The sequence below is a fragment of the Sphingopyxis sp. A083 genome, from assembly GCF_001468495.1.
GTDB classification, from domain to species: Bacteria; Pseudomonadota; Alphaproteobacteria; order Sphingomonadales; family Sphingomonadaceae; genus Sphingopyxis; species Sphingopyxis terrae.
This window is the reverse complement of record NZ_LNSK01000004.1, coordinates 1-17,362: the sequence shown is the minus strand read 5'-3', so window position 1 is coordinate 17,362 and position 17,362 is coordinate 1. Positions and strand designations below refer to the sequence as shown.

The following is a 17,362-nucleotide window of genomic DNA, read 5'->3' as shown; positions in this document are numbered from 1 at the left end:
ATGACCAATATGCAAAAGGGTATGGCCGAGTTTATCGGCACATTCTGGCTTGTCTTCGGTGGTTGCGGCAGCGCGGTTCTGGCGGCGGCCTTTCCCGATGTCGGCATCGGATTGCTCGGTGTCGCGCTCGCCTTCGGCCTGACGGTCGTCACCATGGCCTATGCCATCGGCCATATCTCGGGCTGTCATCTGAACCCCGCGGTCACGGTCGGCCTGTGGGCCGGCGGCCGCTTCCAGTCGCGCGACATTCCGCTCTATGTCGTCGCGCAGGTGCTGGGCGCGATCGTTGCCGCTTTTCTTCTCTATTATATCGCAAGCGGAAATCCCGATTTCGATCTTGCGACCAAGGGCCTCGCCGCCAACGGTTTCGGCGACGGCTCGCCCGGCCATTATGACATCTGGTCGGCGCTGATTATCGAGGTCGTGCTGACCGCGGGTTTCCTGTGGGTCATCATGGGATCGACCGACGGCCGCGCGCCCGCGGGCTTCGCGCCGCTTGCCATCGGCCTGGCGCTCACGCTCATCCACCTCATCTCGATCCCGGTGACCAACACCTCGGTCAATCCGGCGCGCAGCACCGGCCCCGCGCTCGTCGTCGGCGGGCTGGCCTTTAAACAGCTCTGGCTTTTTTGGGTTGCGCCTATCGCCGGTGGGATCATCGGCGGCTGGCTCTACAAGACGCTGGGCGCCGATCGCTTTCCCAAGCCCGACATCGAGGGCGAATGACGGACGGACCGGCGGGGCGCGTCCCCGCCGGTTTCCGCCCTGCGCTTCCTATTTGAGCAGATCGAGCGCGAAGGCGCGCACATCGGCGGCCATGTCGGGGCGTTCGAGCGCGATCGCCAGATTGGCCTGGATATAGCCAGCCTTTGATCCGCAGTCGTAGCGGGCGCCGTCGAAGGTGACCGCGTGAAAGGGCTGCCGCCCGATCATCGTCGCCATGGCGTCGGTGAGCTGGATTTCGCCGCCTGCGCCCTTTTCCTGGCTTTCAAGCACGCGCATGACGTCGGGCTGAAGGATATAGCGGCCCGAGATGATAAGGTTCGACGGGGCGTCGTCGATCGCGGGCTTTTCGACAAGGCCGCGCACCTCGGTCAGGGCGCCCTCGGCGCGGCCCGGCGCGATCACGCCATAGCTCGACACCTGTTCGTGCGGCACTTCGAGCACCGAGATCAGATTGCCGCCGACCTTGTGATAGGCATCGACCATCTGCTTCATGCAGCCGGGGCTGCCGTGCATGAATTCGTCGGGCAGGAAGATCGCGAAGGGTTCGTCGCCGACGATGTCGCGCGCGCACCAGATCGCATGGCCCAGCCCCATCGGCTCCTGCTGGCGGACATAGGCGCAATTGCCGGGACCGAGCCGCGTGGGTTCCAGGACCGACAGATCCTTGCCGCGTTCGGACATCGTGCGTTCGAGTTCGAAGGCGATGTCGAAATGATCCTCGATTGCGCTCTTGCCGCGGCCGGTGACGAAGATCATCTGTTCGATCCCCGCCTCGCGTGCCTCGTCGACCGCATATTGGATCAACGGCCGGTCGACGACGGGCAGCATTTCCTTGGGGATCGCCTTGGTCGCGGGCAGGAAGCGGGTGCCGAGGCCGGCGACAGGAAAGACGGCTTTGCGGATCGGTTTCATGGCCGGGCTCTTAGCGGGGATCGCGCGGTGTGGAAAGGCACGGACCGATGGCGGTTCAGGGCGTCACGATGATGACGACGCGGCGATTGTCCTGCCGGCCTTCGGACGTGTCGTTCGGCGACAGCGGCATGGTTTCGCCGCGTCCGATAATCTGGCCGGGGGCGAATTGCATTCCGCCCGCGATCAGCGGCGCGGCAACGGCCTGGGCCCGGGCTTCGGAGAGCTTCTGGTTATAGTCGGGAGCGCCCGTCGAATCGGTGTGACCTTCGACACGCGCGCTGGGGATGCCGACCGCGATCAGGCGCCGGGCAAGCGTGCCGAGGCGTTCGGTCTGTTCGGGCTGGATCGCGCTTTCGTTGGTCGCGAACAGCAGGCGATCGGCCATCGTGAGCTGCCAGCTGTCGTCGGTGGCCGCGGGGGCGGGGATGAAGCCTTCTTCCTTCAGCACCGCGATCTGTGCGGCATTGAAGCCCTTTGGCGCCGGCATGCTCTGGCACGCTGCGAGCAATGCGGCGACGGCCAGCGCGAACAGGGTGCGAAGGTGGCGGGGGGCGGCATGGGTCATTGCAGGTCTCCGGGGGGTCGTCATTTCGAAAGCTTGCCGAGCTTGTCGGCATACATGGCGGCGTCGGCCGCGGTCAGCAGCGCGGTGGGATCGGTGCCGTCGGCAGGATGCACGGCAACCCCGATGCTGACCGACAGGCGGTAGCTGTCGCCGCCGGGCAGCGTGATCGGATCGGCGATGGCCGCGCGAAGGCGCTCGGCGAGCGAGTCGGGTTGTGCGTCATGTCCGGCCGGATCGACGATCATCACGAATTCGTCGCCGCCGATGCGCGCGGCGAAATCGCCCGGGTGAAGCAGCGCCTTGATCCGCTGCGACAGCGCCACAAGCACCGCGTCGCCGGCGGCGTGACCAAAGCCGTCATTCACCGCCTTGAAATTATCGGCATCGATGAACAGCAGCGCAAAGCGGGCGGCACCCGCAGCCAGCCGCGCCGCCAGCGCTTCGTCGAACGCCGCGCGGTTAGGCAGCGCGGTGAGCGGATCGTGGGAGGCGCGGTGGGCGAGCAGCGCCTTTTCGCTTTCCATATGCCCCTGCCAGCCCTGCAGCTCGTCGAGCAGCGCGTTGATGTCGCCGCCGAGCCGGTCGAGTTCGGCAATGCCGAGCCCCTGTACCCTTTTGTCGAAACGGCGGTGCAGCCGGACGTCGTGCGCGACGGTTGCAATCTCGCCGAGCGGCTTGACCAGCTCATATTCGAAGCGCCGGGCGAGGATGACCGTGCCGATCGCGGTAATGAGCAGGCAGGCGAGGCCGGCGAGCAGGCCAAGCCGTACATAATGGGTCAGCGTCGAACTGTCGCCCCACACCTCGATCGTCCCGATCACCGACCCGTTGCGCTGGACGGTCGTCGCAAAGGGCCGCGGAAAGAAAAAGCCCGTGAGCATCGGCATCGCATCGCCGTGCGGCGACACCCATTCGGTGAGCAGCCGTCCCTTGTCGTCGAGCACGCGCAAGCGCGCGATGCCGGGTATCCTGGTGAGCGGCTGCAGCCCCTCGCGCGCAGCCTGCGGATCGTTGAAGACGAGCGCGGGTTCGACGCCGTAGGCCGCGACCTGCGCCGCCAGTTCCATATTGCGGTCGGCATAGCCGCGCAGCGTCGTGATCCCGGCGAGCAGGATCGTGATCCCCGACAGCGCGACCGCGAGTAGCGTGACCCCGAAGTGAAAGCGCGACAGCAGCTTTTGCAGGGTCGTGCGCGCGCCGCTGCGTTCGGGGGCGGGGGACGGCGTCATCGCGGTCCTCCGTCGCTGCCGATCTTGAGCACGCGCGGATCGACGCGCACCGTGCCGCGGCCGATCGAATCGAGATTGACCGAAAAGCTGAGCCGCTGGCCCTGCGCGTTCAGGCAGAACATCGCGCCGAGGTTGCAGTTGCTGTCATCGTCGGTGACCGTGAGCACCGCCTTTCCGCGCACCCAGCCGATCAGGCGTTGCCGGTCCGCCACGGGCATCTGCCCGAGATAGAGCATGTGACAGCCCGCGCCGCCGATTGCCGCTGCGGCGCTGACGCGCCGGACGCTCACCGATCCGCGGCCGGGCAGGTCGGGCGCCGGACGTTCGGTCAGGCGCGGGGTGCCGATGACGCACATGGTGCGCGGGGCGCCCGGCGCCTCGTTCGGCCATGTCGCATAGGTCACGATGCCGCCGAGCATGCGGTTGACCGCCAGCGCCATGCCACCCGGACTGTCGTCCACGACAGTTTGCGCCGCCGCCTGCATGGCGAGCTGCGGCGCCGTCATCGACGAGCCGATCAGGAACAATGGTATCAGCACGCTGTAGCGGTCCCCACCTCGGAAGGGGGTGATCCTGCCCCCGCGAGGCGGCGTCCGCTAGAGAAAAGCGCCGCTAAGTCAAGGAAAAGTGACGCCATGCGGCCATATTGCAACAGTCGGCCGCCCGTCCTTCGATGGCTTCAGGCCTCGCGCAGCCGCTCCGAAAACCCCTTGCGCAGCTTCGCGAGCTTGGGTGGGATCACGGCCATGCAATAGGGATTGCGCTGGCCTTCGCCGTCCCAATAGTCCTGATGATAATCCTCGGCGGGATACCAGGTCGACGCCGGTTCGATGCGGGTCACGATCGGCGCGGGCCAGTCGGGCTGTGCGCGCGCGATTGCGGCCTCGGCGGCGGCCGCCTGCGTTTCGTCGAGCGGAAAGATGGCGCTGCGATACTGGGTGCCGATGTCGTTGCCCTGGCGATTGAGCTGCGTCGGATCGTGCGTCGCGAAGAACACGTCGAGCAGATCAGCGTAGGAAATGGCCGCCGGATCATATCCGATGCGGATCGCCTCGGCATGCCCCGTATCGCCGCTGCACACCTGCTTGTAGGTCGGATTGGCGACCGACCCGCCGATATAGCCGCTTTCGACGCTTTCGACGCCCGCCAGCGATTTGAATACCGCTTCGGTGCACCAGAAGCAGCCTCCGGCGAAAATGGCGGTCTCTGTCATCGCGTCGATCCTTTGATGGGGTGGAAGACGCCCAGATAGGATCGACCGCCCTCTATTCCAAGGGCGGCGGCGCGCCGATGAGCGGCGGCGCGAGCGGCTGGCCCGCTGCGCGCTGCGCCTCGATCGCCCGAACCTCCCTTTCGATCGAGGCGGCGCGGTCCTGCCATCGGGGGTGGGTTCCCGCCTGAAGCAGCGGACGGCCGGCACGTTGGCCGAAAGCGGTCCAGAAGCGGACTGCGGCGCGCGGGTCATAGCCGGCATTCGCCATCAGCCAGGGCGACAGGCGATCGGCTTCGATCTCGGTCTGTTTGAAGAGCCGGGCATTGCGCCCGAACTGCTGCAACAGTCCGCGATCGACCCCCGCGGCATCGAGCCGGGCGCGGTGCCCGAGAATATTATGCGCCAGTTCGTGCGCGATGGCCGCCGCAAGCTCGGCGTCGTCCTTTGCGAATTGCGCCAGCCCTGCGGAAATGACGACGAGCCGGCCGTCGGCGGCCCCGTCGGGGCGGTCGCGGGCATCGACGCGGAAGTCGGTCGCGCAGCCGACCACCGGTGCGATCCGCACCGGAGCCTTGCCAGTGTCGAGCATGGCCGGCCGGTCGCTCGGCAGGCCTGCAAACAGCCTTTCGAGCGCGGCGATGCGGGCATAGGCGTCGCTGCCCTCGCCCTGCGGCGGCAGGGAACCGGCCAGGCCTTGCACCAGGCTCCCCGCATGGAGCCCGGCGGCGGCGGCGGGCGAGCCCGCGGCGACCGCGGCAAGGAACGGCCTGTCGGTGCTCGCGGCGCCATAAGCAGCCTCGGCCGCCGGGCGCTGCGCGTCGGAATAGAGCCGCGGATCGCCCCACAGCCAGCCGAACTGCGGCTGGACCCGCGCGCACCATGGCGCATTGCCCGTCGTCAGGCGGTAGCCGATGGTCGCGACGCGCGCCTCGAGCGCGGCGAGCGCCGGATATGGAGAGGGCTCGGCCATCGCGGCGGCGGGGGCAGCGCTGGCAAGCAGAAGGGCGGCGGACAGGCGCAGCATGCCGCCGACTTATCAGTGGCTTTCTGTCGGAGCCATGAATTTCGCGGGGTGTCGGCGCCTCTTGCCTATCGCCCGGCAAGCGCCGATAGGGCGGGGCGATGTTGAACGCTTCGTCATCGGCCCGGCCGCTCCATCCCCGCCCCGCCGCGCTCGCGCGCTGGCTGTGGGCCGTCGCCATCCTCGTCATCATGGTCGTCGCCGTCGGCGGCATCACCCGGCTGACCGAATCGGGGCTGTCGATCACCGAATGGAAGCCCGTATCGGGCGTGCTGCCGCCGCTGACCGAGGCCGGATGGCAGGCCGAGTTCGAAAAATACAAGCAGATCCCCGAATATAAGGAGATCAACCTCGGCATGTCACTCGCGGCCTTCAAGGGCATTTTCTTCTGGGAGTGGCTGCACCGGATCCTTGGCCGTATGGTCGGCATGGCTTTGCTGGTGCCGCTTGCCTGGTATGCGTGGCGCCGCGCGATTCCGGCGCGCTATGGCTGGCGGCTGTTCGCGCTCGCCGCACTTGTCGGCCTGCAGGGCGCGATCGGTTGGTGGATGGTCGCGTCGGGACTCGAATATCGCACCGATGTCAGCCATTTCCGACTGGCGACGCACCTTCTGACCGCGCTGTTCCTGCTTGCGGGGCTCGTGTGGACGGCACGCGACCTTGCGCTGCTGGCGCGCGATCCCGGTGCGCGCCCGGCGCGCCTGACGGGCGCGGCGATTGCAGTCATCGCGATTCTGATCGTCCAGCTCCTGCTCGGCGCGTGGGTTGCCGGGCTCAATGCGGGCTATGTCGCGAGCACCTGGCCGCTGATGAATGATCATTTCGTTCCCGAAGGCATCGACTGGTCGGGTGGCACTTGGCTCGCCGTCTCCAACGATCCCTTCCTCATCCATTTCCTCCATCGCTGGTGGTCGTGGGTCGCCGCGGGCGCGTTGCTGTTGCTGGCGCGCTCGCTCGCCCGGCAAGGGGCTCGGCGCGAGGCCGGTTTGCTGCTACTGGTCGTCGCGGCGCAGATGACGCTCGGCATTCTGACGGTCGTGACCGGCGTATCGATGTGGATTGCGGTGTTGCACCAGGTGACGGGCGCCATTCTCGTCGCGACGACTGCCGCCGCGCTGCACCGCCTCGGTCGCGCAGCGGCATGATCGCTCTCGGTGCCCTGTTGCTGCTTGCGGCGCAGGCGCCGGAGCCTCCGGTTCCTTCGGAAACGCAGCAGGTTGCCGTGCTGGCCTTCGCACCGCCGCTCGATCGTCCGCTCACCTATCGCGTCGCAACGCGGCGGTTGAGCCGCGACGGCGGCTTCACCAGCTTTGCGCTCGTTTATGATTTGCGGTGGCAGCGCGTCGGGCGCGGTTATCAGTTGCTGGCGCGGATCGACCGCGTCGAGTCGGATGCGCATCCCGAAGTCGCGCGCGCGCTGCGGCTGATGATCGACCCGCTGATCGGCGAGACGCTGACCTATTTCGTCCCCGCCGACGGCAGCTCGGTCGATATGGTCGACCCCGACGGGCTGTGGCGCCGCGTCGTCGACCGGGCGCAGGCGCTTGCGGAGTCGTCGGACCGGCCCGAGGCGAAGCAGGCCGCGCAGATCATCGCCACCTTGCCGTCAGCCGAGCGCGACAAGCTGGCGAGTGCCGACATCCGCGCCCTCGTCGTGCCCGCGAACGGCGCGATCCCGAACGGCGCCGACGGTCCGATCATGACCGTCACCGTCGCCGGCCGGCGCACCATATCGGCGAGCGAGCCGCCCGCCGCCGGCGCGGCGCAGCCGATCGAGGTCGATACGCGCTGGACGATCGATCTGGCGACCGGGCTGCTCGCCGAGGAGCGCCGCCAGAGCTTCCTGGCGACCGGAAACGCCGCCGATCGCAAGCTGGTCGAGGAGCGGATCCGGGCGCTCGAACTGAGCGATCCCGGATGATGGTATCATAATACCCGTCAGCAAAGCCGCTCTCAGCTTGACTTTCGGTCTGTCTATCGCCATTGGCCCGCGTCGAAGCGCCGCTTGAGTCCCCCTCGGGTCGGGCGGTGCGGTTTGTTTTCGGGGTGGCGGGCCGTCCGGCCGGTCACTCCCGTCCATCTCTGTCAAGGAGCGTGCCATGAAGGCGCTGACCAAGACGACCCAGTCGGCGAATGCCGGTACGGTCGAAAAGAAATGGGTGCTGATCGACGCCGACGGCCTGGTCGTTGGCCGTGTCGCGTCGATCATCGCCAATATCCTGCGCGGCAAGCACAAGCCGAGCTTTACCCCGCACGTCGATTGCGGTGACAATGTCATCGTCATCAACGCCGAAAAGGTGAAGTTCACCGGCAAGAAGCTGTCCGACAAGGTCTATTACAAGCACACCGGCTATGCCGGCGGCATCAAGGAAGTCACCGCCCAGAAGGTTCTGGAAGGTCGCTTCCCCGAGCGCGTGCTCGAAAAGGCCATCGAACGCATGATCCCGCGCGGCCCGCTCGGCCGCCAGCAGATGCGCAACCTGCGCATCTTCGCCGGCAGCGAACATCCGCACGAAGGGCAGAGCCCCGAAGTGATCGACGTCGCGTCGATGAACCGCAAGAACAAGGTGGGTGCATAATGGCTGAAGAACAGACCATGACCGATCTCAAGGATCTCGCCGGCGCCGTCGAAGGCACCGTCGCTCCGGCAACCCCGACCGCTCCGCTTCGCGAAAAGCAGGTCGACAAGCAGGGCCGCGCCTATGCGACCGGTCGCCGCAAGGACGCCGTCGCCCGCGTGTGGGTCAAGCCCGGCACGGGCAAGATCACCGTCAACGGCCGCGACCAGGAAGTCTATTTCGCGCGCCCGACGCTGCGCCTCGTCATCAACCAGCCCTTCGGCCTGACCGAACGCGCCGGCCAGTATGACGTCGTCGCGACCGTCAAGGGCGGCGGCCTGTCGGGCCAGGCAGGCGCCGTTCTGCACGGCATCGCGCAGGCGCTGACCCGCTTCGAACCGGCGCTTCGCGGCACGGTCAAGGCGGCCGGCTTCCTGACCCGCGACAGCCGCGCGGTCGAGCGCAAGAAGTACGGCAAGGCGAAGGCCCGCCGCAGCTTCCAGTTCTCGAAGCGCTAAGTTTCTTCCGCCGACGGGCGGAGAAAAGGAGGGCGGTCCGGCGACGGGCCGCCCTTTTTGCGTGGTCCACGCCTGTGCCCCGGGACCGCCTCCGAAATGGCTAAATATCTGTAAACGAACATTGTCATATTCGTGACAGCGGTTATTCTGTCCCCACGTCAGTCGATCCCGACCCGGACCGGATGACACTGAATCAGGGGGTAGAAAATGCAATCTTATCCGATCTCGCGGCGTGCACGCCGCGGTGTTCTTCTCGCGTCCGTGTGCGCTGCCGGGATTTTTCAGGCGGCACCTGCTTCGGCGCAGGTCGAAGCGAGCGCGGCTCCGGTGGCAGGTGCCGGCTTTCTCGACGCCGTGGCGCCCGAACCGCAAGACGACGGTCTGAACATCACCCAGGCGGGCGCCTATACCGTCAAGGTGTCGCCCGAACCCGAAATTCTGATCGCCAACCCCGGAACGACGGTGAGTGCGCGCGATCCGAACAATGTGACGGGAATCGGCCAGATGATCATCGATCAGGGCGGTGGCTTCGTCGGCTTGTGCACCGGCACCCTGATCAATCCGCGCACGGTGATTTTTGCGGCGCACTGCGTCAATGAGGCGCCCGGTGCCGACTATGGCGCGGCGACGGGCGGGATTCCGATCGGGTTCGGCTTCGAGAACAACCTGCGTGCCAACGCGCCGGGGGAGACAGATGAATTGATCCGTTGGCTGTTCGGCGGTGCCGACGGCACGGGGCAGTATGAAACGAACACCGCGCAATCCTTCTATAACGTCAACCATGTCGCCTATAATCCCTACTCGCTCGAGCCGGATGCGCAGAGCTTCCTCTATGGCGACGTCGCGCTCGCCACGCTCGACACCCCGGCGGCCGATGTTCCCACCTGGGCGCTGCTCTTCTCGCCGCTGCCCGCAACCGACGTCACGGCGGACGGGACCGGCTATAATGTCGGCATCTACGGGTATGGCAGCGTCGGAACGGGCGAAACCGGCCAGACGGGCGGTTCCGATTTCCGTCGCCGCGCCGCCGAAAACATCCTCGGCGCGCTGACCGACCTCGAAACCTTCGAGGGTTTTCTGTTCGGCGGAGCCCCCAATGGGCTGACCCAGAATCTCTATTTCCTCGACTTCGACGATCCGCGCCGCGGCTTTTCGGGCGCAAGCGTGTTCGATTTCAACGCGTTCCGCGACAATGCGCGCACCGCAGAGGACGGCACGCCGACCGAAGGCATCACCGCTCCCGGCGATTCAGGCGGGCCGCTGATTTTGCAGAATTTTTCGAAGCAGTTGGTGATTGGCGTGTTGTCGGGCGGCTATTCGCGCTTCTTCAACGGCCAAGCGCCCTATAGCTATGGCGCCGTCAGCTTTTATCAGCCGCTTTACCTCTATTGGGACTGGATCGCGGAGAACAATCCCTATCACTATGTCGGGACGAAGGCCGGAAACGGACAGTGGACCGATGCCAATCATTGGGTCTCGACGCTCGATCCCGCCTATATGATCCTGTCCGGCGGTCAGCCCGTCAACGGGATTCCGACGACGCCGGGCGAACAGATTTTCGGGACCGACGGGGACTTCGGGCAAATCTGCTATCAGACGACGGGCCTTAACGACTGTTACGACACGGCGACGGGCGTCGAAACGGTGACGGGCGATCCGATCGGGACGGCTGGCAATAACGCCGGTCAGGGGCAGGTCACGGCCGCCGGGGGGTTCATCGACGGAATTGCACCCGAAGCGCAGGCCGATGGGACAGGGACGGTTCTGCCGTCCGCCACGCTGACCAACGGACTGCCGGGCGCGACGGGTTTCGTGCCCGACAATTCGGACCCCGACCATCTGGCGGGCACCGCGGCGCGTTATTTCGACGTGACGCTGGCAGCGGCGGGAACGACCACGCTTTCGGGCGCCGATATCACCATCGATCGTCTGACCATCGGGGCCGCCGACGCGGGACTGGTGATCGCAAGCGGCGCCTCGCTCACCACGCTGATGAACACGACGCAATTTGCCGGGCTCAATCAGGTCGACGGAACGTTGACCACGATCGGCGACTATAGCTTGATGGGCGGCGGCCTGCTGGGCTCGGGGCGGATCAACGCGCCCTATCTGACCAGCGTCACCGGCCAGATCGCGCCCGGGACGACCACGACCGTCGGGACGCTGACCGTCGGTGGCAATCTGGTGCTTGCATCGGGCAGCCAGCTGTTCGTCAATCTGGGCGACGGCACGTCGGATCTGCTGTCGGTGGTTGCGAACGGCACGTCGCTCGGCACGGCCGACCTTGGCGGCACGGTGATTTTCTCGCCGGCCAGCGGCTATTCGGTCAAGGCGGGCGATGAATATGTCTTCCTGACCGCGGAAGGTGGAATTACAGGGACATTCGACAATGTCGCCAATATTTCCGCAATCCTGACGCCCACGCTGACTTACGGTCCCGCGTCGGTCACGGTGGCGATCGACGCCGGTCTCTACGAAGATGTAGTCAGCGGCGCGTCGCCCGTTCAGCAGGCCTATGCGCAACTGCTCGACGATTCGCGCGGTGCGGCAGGTCTTTCGGGACTTTACGGCCCGCTCGACATGCAAAGCGCAGCAACGATCCAGGCGACGCTCGACAGCTGGGCGCCGCGGACGGAAACGCTGCGCGGTTCGCTTGCGACCGTCGCCGTCGACAATATGGCGCGCTTTACCCGCGACCGGCTCCAGCGGCTCGATGAAGCCAGCATGGGTGGAACGCTGGCCTATATCGGCCGGCCCATGCAGCTTGCTGCGCTCAACATGACGGCGGCGGGTGCCGACGGCGCTGCGGTGCGCAGCGATTCGGCGCCGATGGCGGTCGAACAGGGCAAGCTGCCCGACGACATGAGCGGCTTCCTTGCCGGCGGCTATCTGGACGGCGACAGCCGTGCGATGGCTACGGCGGTTCCGGCGGCCGGCCGCGATCAATTCGACGGCTTCTACCTTGCGGGCGGCGTTGAAAAGGCGGTCGGCGACGGCAGTCTGGTCGGCTTCTCGCTCAGCTACACCGACGTCAAGGGTAACACCGCGGTCGTCGGCCAGTCGGCGAAGGGCACGCTGGTCCAGGGTACGCTCTATGGCAAGACACGCTTCGCGGGCGGTGTCGAGCTTGCCGCGCAGGCCAGCGCCGGTGCCTTCGGATCGAAGACCACACGCATCGCCGATCTGGTCGGCACGCCTTATACGCTGACCGGCGAAGACAGTTCGCTTGTCGTGTCGGGCGAGGTCAGCCTGGCAAAGATGTTCGATGCCGGTTCGATGGAAGTCGGTCCGCGCGCGGCACTGCGCGCCACGCATATCGGCTTCTCCAAATATAAGGAAACGGGCGGTGTTCCGGCGCTCGTCTATGATCGCGACAGCGTGGACAGCGTGCAGGCGCGCGCCGGGCTCGCCCTGTCGGGTAAGGCCGGCAGCAGGATTCAGCCTTATCTGAACGCCGATTATGTGCATGAATTCAAGGATGCGCCGGCGGCTTTCGGAGCGAATTTCGTCGGCGGGCTCGGCCCCAATGCGATCTTCGGTTTGGCGGGTACTGACAAGGATTGGGCCGAAGTCGGCGCCGGCCTGACGCTGTCGACCGGCAATGTCGATCTCTCGATCGGCGCCGACACGACGATCGGTCGCAAGGACGTGTCGAACCAGAGCTATCGCGGTTCGGTGACTTTCCACTTCTGACGCGCACCGCGTCGGCGATGCAGAGGGGGCGGTCCGGCGACGGGCCGCCCTTTTTGCGTGGTGCTTTCTAAGCGCCGACTGCAACATCGGGCGATGGCGGCGCGTTGGCTTGGCAACAGCATCGAAGGAGAAAGCCCATGCCGAACGCCGCATCGCTCACCGGTCGCCAGATATTGATCATGGCGACCGATGGTTTCGAACAGTCCGAACTCGAAGTGCCGTTGAAACAGCTTGAGGACGCAGGCGCCGACGTAAGCATCGCGTCGCTGCGGACGGACGACATTCGTGGCTGGGATGGCAGCGACTGGGGCGACAAGGTCGCGGTCGATCGTCTTATCACGGACGTCGATGTCGAAGATTATGACGCGCTGGTGCTGCCGGGCGGGCAGATCAATCCCGATCTGCTGCGCGTAGAGGACGCGGCGATCGACCTGATCCGCGCCTTCGCCAAAGCGGGTAAGCCGGTCGCCGCCATCTGCCATGCGCCGTGGCTTCTGATCGAGGCCGGATTGGCCGAGGGCCGGCGGATGACCGGTTACAAGTCGATCCGTACCGACATCGATAACGCTGGCGCAAAGCTGCTCGACGAGGCGGTGGTCGTTGATCGCGGGATCATCACGAGCCGCTGCCCCGACGACCTCGACGCCTTTTGTGCTGCGATCGTCGAGGCGGTGGTCGACAGCCGCGTCGCCACCTAGAGAAGGTCGAGGCTGCCGAGCGCGATCGCCTGCCGCGCGGGGCGCTCGGCCATCACCGCGAACATTTCGTCGCCGCGTTCGGTGCGCTCGACATTCATCGATGCGAACACCGCCATGAAATATCCGCTCAGCGCGCCGACGCGATAATCGTCCCACAATTCCGCTTCGTCGGGTTCGACGCCGCGCGCGCGCAACGCGGCAATCCAGGCGTCGAAGGCGGCGCGATCGGCGGCCGCGCGTTCGGCGGGATCGGCGATGCTCGTTCCCACCAGATAGGCGATGTCGGTCGCGCCGCTGCCACGGCCCAATGTCTGCCAGTCGACCAGCCAGCAACGCGCTCCGTCGGGGGCGAAGAGGATATTGTCGATGCGCAGGTCGCCGTGAACGATCGTGCGCGCGGCCGGCGTGCGCGTCAGATAGGCGTCGAGACGATCGACGATCCCGGCGCCGAGATCGAGCGCGTCGCGGTCGAGCCGACCCGCGTAGCGCTCGCGAAACCCCTCATAGAGTCCGGGAAACAGCGCGCGGACGAGTTGGCTTGTGTCGCGGTTCAGCCATGGCAGCGCGTCCGCGCGGGCGTCGTTCCATAACAGCGCGTGCAGCCCCGCCGCGGCGTCGATGCACGGCGCGAGCCCGGCAAGACCGAGGCCGGCGAGCTGGTCGCCCTGCCGTGCCGGCGCGAGGTCGGAGAGGAGCAGGATGAAGTCGACGTCATTGTCCGCAATATCGGCATGGTAGCAGTGCGGCGCCGCGACGCCGCTGCCCGCTGCCAGTTCGCGATACCAGCTCACCTCCTTGACATAGGTGGCGGTGAGCGCCGCGATATTGCGGCTTGCCTCGTCATGGCTCGGGCATTTTGCGACGATCGTTGGGGGCAGCCCGGTGCCGTCCGCCCAATCGAGCGTAAGGCGAAAGCTGTCGCACATCTGCCCGGTGCCGATGGCGGCAGCGCTAAAGCCTTTGAGCGCGCCCTTGGGCTGACCCAGCTTGTCGGCGATCCAGTCGGCCGTCATCGCCTCCGGCGCGGTCGGAAAGCTCATGCAGCGGGATCCATCAGGCCGGTCAATCCGGTCGGGCTGTGCGGTCCGACGAACAATTGTTCGAGCACCCCGACGCCGTGGTGGGTCCGTCCGCCATCGATCAGTTCCGCAGTCACGAAAGCCTGGATGTGCATCGCCAGCGGATTGCCCCAGCCGCGCTCGGCCTCGGTCAGCCGGTCATGCGCGACGGCAAGCTCGGCGCCATGATCGAGCCCGTGGCCCCAGACGGGATGCGTGTAGCCGAGCCCGCTCATCGCGAACACCGGACCCGCCGGGGTCAGGGCCAGCGCGCGGCCGCCGCCGAGATCGGCGGTCATTCGTGCGATGCGGCGCGTCCCTCTCTGCCAGTCGATGGCAAAGCCGGGCGCATCGAAATGGCGTTCGGTCCCGTCGTCGCCGCTGATCACGCCGCGCCGGTTCCATGGCGCGCCGACACCATCGTCGTTGCTGTGGAAGAAGAGCGATGCGGCGTCGAAATTGCAGGGCGTCCAGAGCCAGAAGAACTGGTTGAAATTGCCCTCGGGCGGCGGCTGCGGTTCGGCGGCACCGACCGGCCGCACCCCCCAGCTCCGGTCGCGGGTACCCGTCCACCCCGCGCCAAGATCGGTGCGCGCGCCGTCAACCGAAAGCCATCCCGACCAGCGGCCGTTCTGCGTCATCCGCGTATAGTCCATGAACAGGCGCGTGCCGTTGCGGCGGATGAAGCGCGGCTCCTCGATCGGAAAATGCCGCCCGGTGAACGTCAGTTCGGCGGCCAGCGGTCCATCGCCGGCGGCGATCCGCAGCGTCACTTTTTGCAGCGGATCGTCGATCGCGATGGCGATGGGGCCGACCGACAGGTCGAGCCGTTCGCCGCCCGAACGACGGCTGGCGCGCAGATTATGCTGCACCCCCTCGGCGATCACGCAAAAGCTGGCATCGACGATGCCGAGCTGGGGGTAAAACCCCATCGCGGCGGCGAAAAAGACGCTGCCGTCCGCGCTGTAGCCGTTGAAGAAATAGCGGTCGTAGAAGTTGCGGTCGGTCCCGGCGAACGCAATCGGCTCGCTGGTCTGGTGCAACGGATAATCGTCGCCTTTTGTCAGCATGATCCTCATCCCGTTTTTATGTGCAACCTAACGGGACGCGGCACTGCGTCAATCCCGATGCGTCAATGGACGGGCGGATCGGTTGGCGGCACCGCGCCGACGGGGGCGATGGGCTCGCCGGGTTCGCGGGGCGGCCGTGCGTCGGGCGGTATCGCGTCGATCAGCATGTCGGGAGTCGGCACCCGCGCCAGATTGCGGACGCGGACCGAAATCTCCCCGCCGCGGATACGCAATTCGTTGAAGCTCGGCGGCGTCGACCGGATCCGGCGCGACAGGGTGCCGGCGCCGATCATGCGGATCGGGCCTGCGGGGGTGTCGGCAATCAGATCGAAGGCGTCATGGACATGCCCGGTCAGTACGGCGGCGACGCCGCGATCGGCAAGGGCGGCAAGTGCCGCCGCGCCGCCGCGGGTCAGCGCGCGCCCCTTGGTCCCCGCTTCGACGAGCGGGTGGTGCGCCGTCACCAGCACCTGCGTCCCGCGCGGCAGGGCGTCGATCGCCGCGAGTGTGCGGGCAAGCGCCTTGCGCGTCACCCAGCCTTTCGACCAGTCGAGCCGCCATTGCGCCCGCGCCGTGGTCTTCAGCGGAACGACGGCCAGATTGCGAAAGTCGAGCTCGCGTTCGACCAGCGCCTCGATCCGCCGAATCCGGCGATAAGGGTGCAGGAACCGCGCGACGGGGTTGAAATAAGGCAGGTCGTGGTTGCCGACTTCGACCGTCACAGGCAGGTCGAGCGCCATGATCCAATCGCACGCGGCGGCGAATTCGCGGCTCCGCGCCCGCATCGTCAGATCGCCGGTTATCAACACCGCGTCGGGCTGTTCGCGGCGAACGCATTCGCGGAACCAGGCGAGCGCTTCGCGATCTTCGAGCCCGAAGTGCAGGTCGCTGATGTGGAACAGGCGCATCAGGCGGTCGCGATGAAGTCGAGCGCGCTCTGCCCGATCGAGAAGCGGGCGGGCGAGGGGATTTCGGCCAGTTCGCCGTCATATTCGAGCGCGATGATGCGATCGCTTTCGAGAATGATTGTTTCCGCGGTCGCGACGCGCTCGTGCGGACCATCGCGAAAATCGCCGCCGAGCCATGCGAGCCCGTGACGCAGCACATCGCCCGTGGCGTCCGCCACTATGCCGTCGGCGGTAATGCCTTCCCGGGTCGGGGTCAGGATGATCGCCGGGTAGGCGGCGTCCGATCCCGCGACCTGCACCCCGGGGGCGTTGAGCATTTCCTCGAGCGCATCGGGCGCTTCGCGGCTCGCTTCGATCAGCCCCTGGCTGCGCATCGTTTCGCGGACCTCGGCCCAGCGTGTCGCCGGCCCCGCGACGACTGTGATGAACGCTTCGCGCGCCGCCGACCGGATGGTCGGGACCGGGGCGCGCCGCCCGCCGCTCACCAGCGCGCGCTCCAGAATGGCGGGGGCCGGATGGTCGCCATGCAAATGTTTCGACAGGAGGTTCAGCGTGCCACCGGGCAGCGGCAACAGCGGGCCGTGCCAGCCTTCGCAACCGGTCGCTGCGGCGTTGATCGTCCCGTCGCCGGTCCACACGATCAGCAGATCGATGGCGCTTGCGCGCAGCGCGGCGGCGTCGGGCAGATCGTCCTTCGGCAGGATGAAGCTTTCCGCAACGGACGCGCCAGCGGCTGCGCACGCGTCGATCAATTGGCGATGGATGCTCTCGTCATAGCTGCCGCTCCGGTCGTTGCAGATCAGGGCGGGGCGCGAAAAGGGGCTGGTCATGCCCGCCCAACGCACGACGCGCGAAAAGGTAACGCGCACGGCGCTTGTTCGCGCTCGCCGACGGCTGTAGGGCGCGGAGACGGGCCGGGTCGCGGGGTGAGGCATGGCGGATCGGACGGTCAGGGAACAGCGGCGGTTGATCAAATTCCTTCTTCTCATCGGCTTGCTCGTGCTGCTGTTCGGCGGCGGAGCCAGGGCGATCGTTGCGGGCGGCGCCAAGTCGCTCGACCTTGCCGACAAGCTGCTCGGCAGCGGCAGGGGCGCGCGCCTGCTCCTTGCGGACCAGCCCTATGGCCGCGGCGTGCGGCAATCGCTCGATATCTGGGTGCCCGAACAGGCGCAGGCGGGCGACCGGCTGCCGGT

General features: G+C 66.7%; 17 protein-coding genes and 1 pseudogene. 8 read left to right on the top strand and 10 right to left on the bottom strand.

Translation table 11 applies throughout. The features are described from left to right. A complete protein-coding gene (gene aqpZ, locus ATE59_RS09115) occupies positions 1–726 on the top strand; it encodes an aquaporin Z (RefSeq protein ID WP_058812175.1) in 726 nt (241 codons plus the stop codon). Between the two features lie 48 nt (positions 727–774). Here aqpZ and galU read toward each other — a convergent pair whose 3' ends face one another. From galU to ATE59_RS09085, 6 genes are all read right to left on the bottom strand, one after another. Beyond that, positions 775–1,638, bottom strand: a complete 864-nt coding sequence (galU, locus tag ATE59_RS09110; RefSeq protein WP_003041212.1) for a UTP--glucose-1-phosphate uridylyltransferase GalU — start codon at positions 1,636–1,638, stop codon at positions 775–777. A 55-nt stretch (positions 1,639–1,693) separates the two neighbouring features. After that, positions 1,694–2,203 (bottom strand): OmpA family protein, encoded by a 510-nt coding sequence (locus tag ATE59_RS09105; protein WP_058812174.1) that lies wholly within the window; start codon positions 2,201–2,203, stop codon positions 1,694–1,696. A gap of 20 nt (positions 2,204–2,223) precedes the next feature. Further along, entirely contained in the window at positions 2,224–3,432 is a 1,209-nt protein-coding gene (locus ATE59_RS09100; RefSeq protein ID WP_003041205.1) for a diguanylate cyclase domain-containing protein, read from the bottom strand. Further along, a complete protein-coding gene (locus tag ATE59_RS09095) occupies positions 3,429–3,971 on the bottom strand; it encodes a YfiR family protein (RefSeq protein ID WP_231737231.1) in 543 nt (180 codons plus the stop codon). Before ATE59_RS09095 ends, ATE59_RS09100 begins: the two co-directional genes overlap by 4 nt. 140 nt (positions 3,972–4,111) lie before the next feature. Then, positions 4,112–4,645, bottom strand: a complete 534-nt coding sequence (msrA, locus tag ATE59_RS09090) for a peptide-methionine (S)-S-oxide reductase MsrA (RefSeq protein WP_058812172.1) — start codon at positions 4,643–4,645, stop codon at positions 4,112–4,114. A 52-nt stretch (positions 4,646–4,697) separates the two neighbouring features. Then, the gene (locus ATE59_RS09085; RefSeq protein WP_058812171.1) at positions 4,698–5,669 is read right to left on the bottom strand and encodes a M48 family metallopeptidase; all 972 of its coding nucleotides are present in this window, start codon (positions 5,667–5,669) and stop codon (positions 4,698–4,700) included. Between the two features lie 98 nt (positions 5,670–5,767). On the opposite strand from ATE59_RS09085, the gene ATE59_RS09080 reads away from it, so the two are divergent. The 6 genes from ATE59_RS09080 (at position 5,768) to ATE59_RS09055 (ending at position 13,133) form a co-directional block, all read left to right on the top strand. Beyond that, positions 5,768–6,811 carry a COX15/CtaA family protein gene (locus ATE59_RS09080; RefSeq protein WP_058812170.1) on the top strand — a complete coding sequence of 348 codons (1,044 nt, stop codon included), beginning with the start codon at positions 5,768–5,770 and terminating at the stop codon, positions 6,809–6,811. Beyond that, positions 6,808–7,587 (top strand): hypothetical protein, encoded by a 780-nt coding sequence (locus ATE59_RS09075; protein ID WP_058812169.1) that lies wholly within the window; start codon positions 6,808–6,810, stop codon positions 7,585–7,587. Before ATE59_RS09080 ends, ATE59_RS09075 begins: the two co-directional genes overlap by 4 nt. 178 nt (positions 7,588–7,765) lie before the next feature. Beyond that, positions 7,766–8,245 carry a 50S ribosomal protein L13 gene (gene rplM / locus ATE59_RS09070; RefSeq protein ID WP_003041188.1) on the top strand — a complete coding sequence of 160 codons (480 nt, stop codon included), beginning with the start codon at positions 7,766–7,768 and terminating at the stop codon, positions 8,243–8,245. Beyond that, positions 8,245–8,742, top strand: coding sequence for a 30S ribosomal protein S9 (rpsI, locus tag ATE59_RS09065; protein WP_058812168.1), 498 nt, complete (start codon positions 8,245–8,247; stop codon positions 8,740–8,742). The genes rplM and rpsI overlap by 1 nt, the downstream gene beginning before the upstream one ends. A 207-nt stretch (positions 8,743–8,949) precedes the next feature. Continuing rightward, positions 8,950–12,435 (top strand): autotransporter family protein, encoded by a 3,486-nt coding sequence (locus ATE59_RS09060; protein WP_231737230.1) that lies wholly within the window; start codon positions 8,950–8,952, stop codon positions 12,433–12,435. Between the two features lie 137 nt (positions 12,436–12,572). Then, on the top strand, positions 12,573–13,133 hold the full coding sequence (locus ATE59_RS09055) for a type 1 glutamine amidotransferase domain-containing protein (RefSeq protein WP_058812167.1): 561 nt from the start codon (positions 12,573–12,575) through the stop codon (positions 13,131–13,133). Here the strand turns inward: ATE59_RS09055 and ATE59_RS09050 are convergent. The 4 genes from ATE59_RS09050 to ATE59_RS09035 form a co-directional block, all read right to left on the bottom strand. Then, complete coding sequence (locus tag ATE59_RS09050) at positions 13,130–14,173, bottom strand: phosphotransferase family protein (protein WP_058812166.1); 1,044 nt, start codon at positions 14,171–14,173, stop codon at positions 13,130–13,132. The genes ATE59_RS09055 and ATE59_RS09050 overlap by 4 nt on opposite strands. Continuing rightward, the gene (locus ATE59_RS09045) at positions 14,170–15,261 is read right to left on the bottom strand and encodes a hypothetical protein (protein WP_231737229.1); all 1,092 of its coding nucleotides are present in this window, start codon (positions 15,259–15,261) and stop codon (positions 14,170–14,172) included. The genes ATE59_RS09050 and ATE59_RS09045 overlap by 4 nt, the downstream gene beginning before the upstream one ends. A 62-nt stretch (positions 15,262–15,323) precedes the next feature. After that, positions 15,324–16,169, bottom strand: a complete 846-nt coding sequence (locus ATE59_RS09040) for a metallophosphoesterase family protein (protein ID WP_058812165.1) — start codon at positions 16,167–16,169, stop codon at positions 15,324–15,326. Beyond that, the gene (locus ATE59_RS09035) at positions 16,169–16,999 is read right to left on the bottom strand and encodes a diacylglycerol/lipid kinase family protein (RefSeq protein ID WP_058812164.1); all 831 of its coding nucleotides are present in this window, start codon (positions 16,997–16,999) and stop codon (positions 16,169–16,171) included. Before ATE59_RS09035 ends, ATE59_RS09040 begins: the two co-directional genes overlap by 1 nt. A 136-nt stretch (positions 17,000–17,135) precedes the next feature. Between ATE59_RS09035 and ATE59_RS09030 the strand changes: the two are divergent. Continuing rightward, a pseudogene (locus ATE59_RS09030) lies at positions 17,136–17,362 on the top strand (alpha/beta hydrolase); the annotation flags it as partial.

What these genes read in the sequence shown, in the direction of transcription:
- ATE59_RS09100 (WP_003041205.1), bottom strand. Translation starts at nt 3,432, where the DNA reads ATGACGCCGTCCCCCGCCCCCGAACGCAGCGGCGCGCGCACGACCCTG.
- ATE59_RS09035 (WP_058812164.1), bottom strand. Translation starts at nt 16,999, where the DNA reads ATGACCAGCCCCTTTTCGCGCCCCGCCCTGATCTGCAACGACCGGAGC.
- ATE59_RS09060 (WP_231737230.1), top strand. Translation starts at nt 8,950, where the DNA reads ATGCAATCTTATCCGATCTCGCGGCGTGCACGCCGCGGTGTTCTTCTC.
- ATE59_RS09085 (WP_058812171.1), bottom strand. Translation starts at nt 5,669, where the DNA reads ATGCTGCGCCTGTCCGCCGCCCTTCTGCTTGCCAGCGCTGCCCCCGCC.
- ATE59_RS09105 (WP_058812174.1), bottom strand. Translation starts at nt 2,203, where the DNA reads ATGACCCATGCCGCCCCCCGCCACCTTCGCACCCTGTTCGCGCTGGCC.
- aqpZ (WP_058812175.1), top strand. Translation starts at nt 1, where the DNA reads ATGACCAATATGCAAAAGGGTATGGCCGAGTTTATCGGCACATTCTGG.
- ATE59_RS09075 (WP_058812169.1), top strand. Translation starts at nt 6,808, where the DNA reads ATGATCGCTCTCGGTGCCCTGTTGCTGCTTGCGGCGCAGGCGCCGGAG.
- ATE59_RS09045 (WP_231737229.1), bottom strand. Translation starts at nt 15,261, where the DNA reads ATGCTGACAAAAGGCGACGATTATCCGTTGCACCAGACCAGCGAGCCG.
- ATE59_RS09040 (WP_058812165.1), bottom strand. Translation starts at nt 16,169, where the DNA reads ATGCGCCTGTTCCACATCAGCGACCTGCACTTCGGGCTCGAAGATCGC.
- ATE59_RS09050 (WP_058812166.1), bottom strand. Translation starts at nt 14,173, where the DNA reads ATGAGCTTTCCGACCGCGCCGGAGGCGATGACGGCCGACTGGATCGCC.
- ATE59_RS09080 (WP_058812170.1), top strand. Translation starts at nt 5,768, where the DNA reads ATGTTGAACGCTTCGTCATCGGCCCGGCCGCTCCATCCCCGCCCCGCC.
- rplM (WP_003041188.1), top strand. Translation starts at nt 7,766, where the DNA reads ATGAAGGCGCTGACCAAGACGACCCAGTCGGCGAATGCCGGTACGGTC.
- ATE59_RS09055 (WP_058812167.1), top strand. Translation starts at nt 12,573, where the DNA reads ATGCCGAACGCCGCATCGCTCACCGGTCGCCAGATATTGATCATGGCG.
- rpsI (WP_058812168.1), top strand. Translation starts at nt 8,245, where the DNA reads ATGGCTGAAGAACAGACCATGACCGATCTCAAGGATCTCGCCGGCGCC.
- msrA (WP_058812172.1), bottom strand. Translation starts at nt 4,645, where the DNA reads ATGACAGAGACCGCCATTTTCGCCGGAGGCTGCTTCTGGTGCACCGAA.
- galU (WP_003041212.1), bottom strand. Translation starts at nt 1,638, where the DNA reads ATGAAACCGATCCGCAAAGCCGTCTTTCCTGTCGCCGGCCTCGGCACC.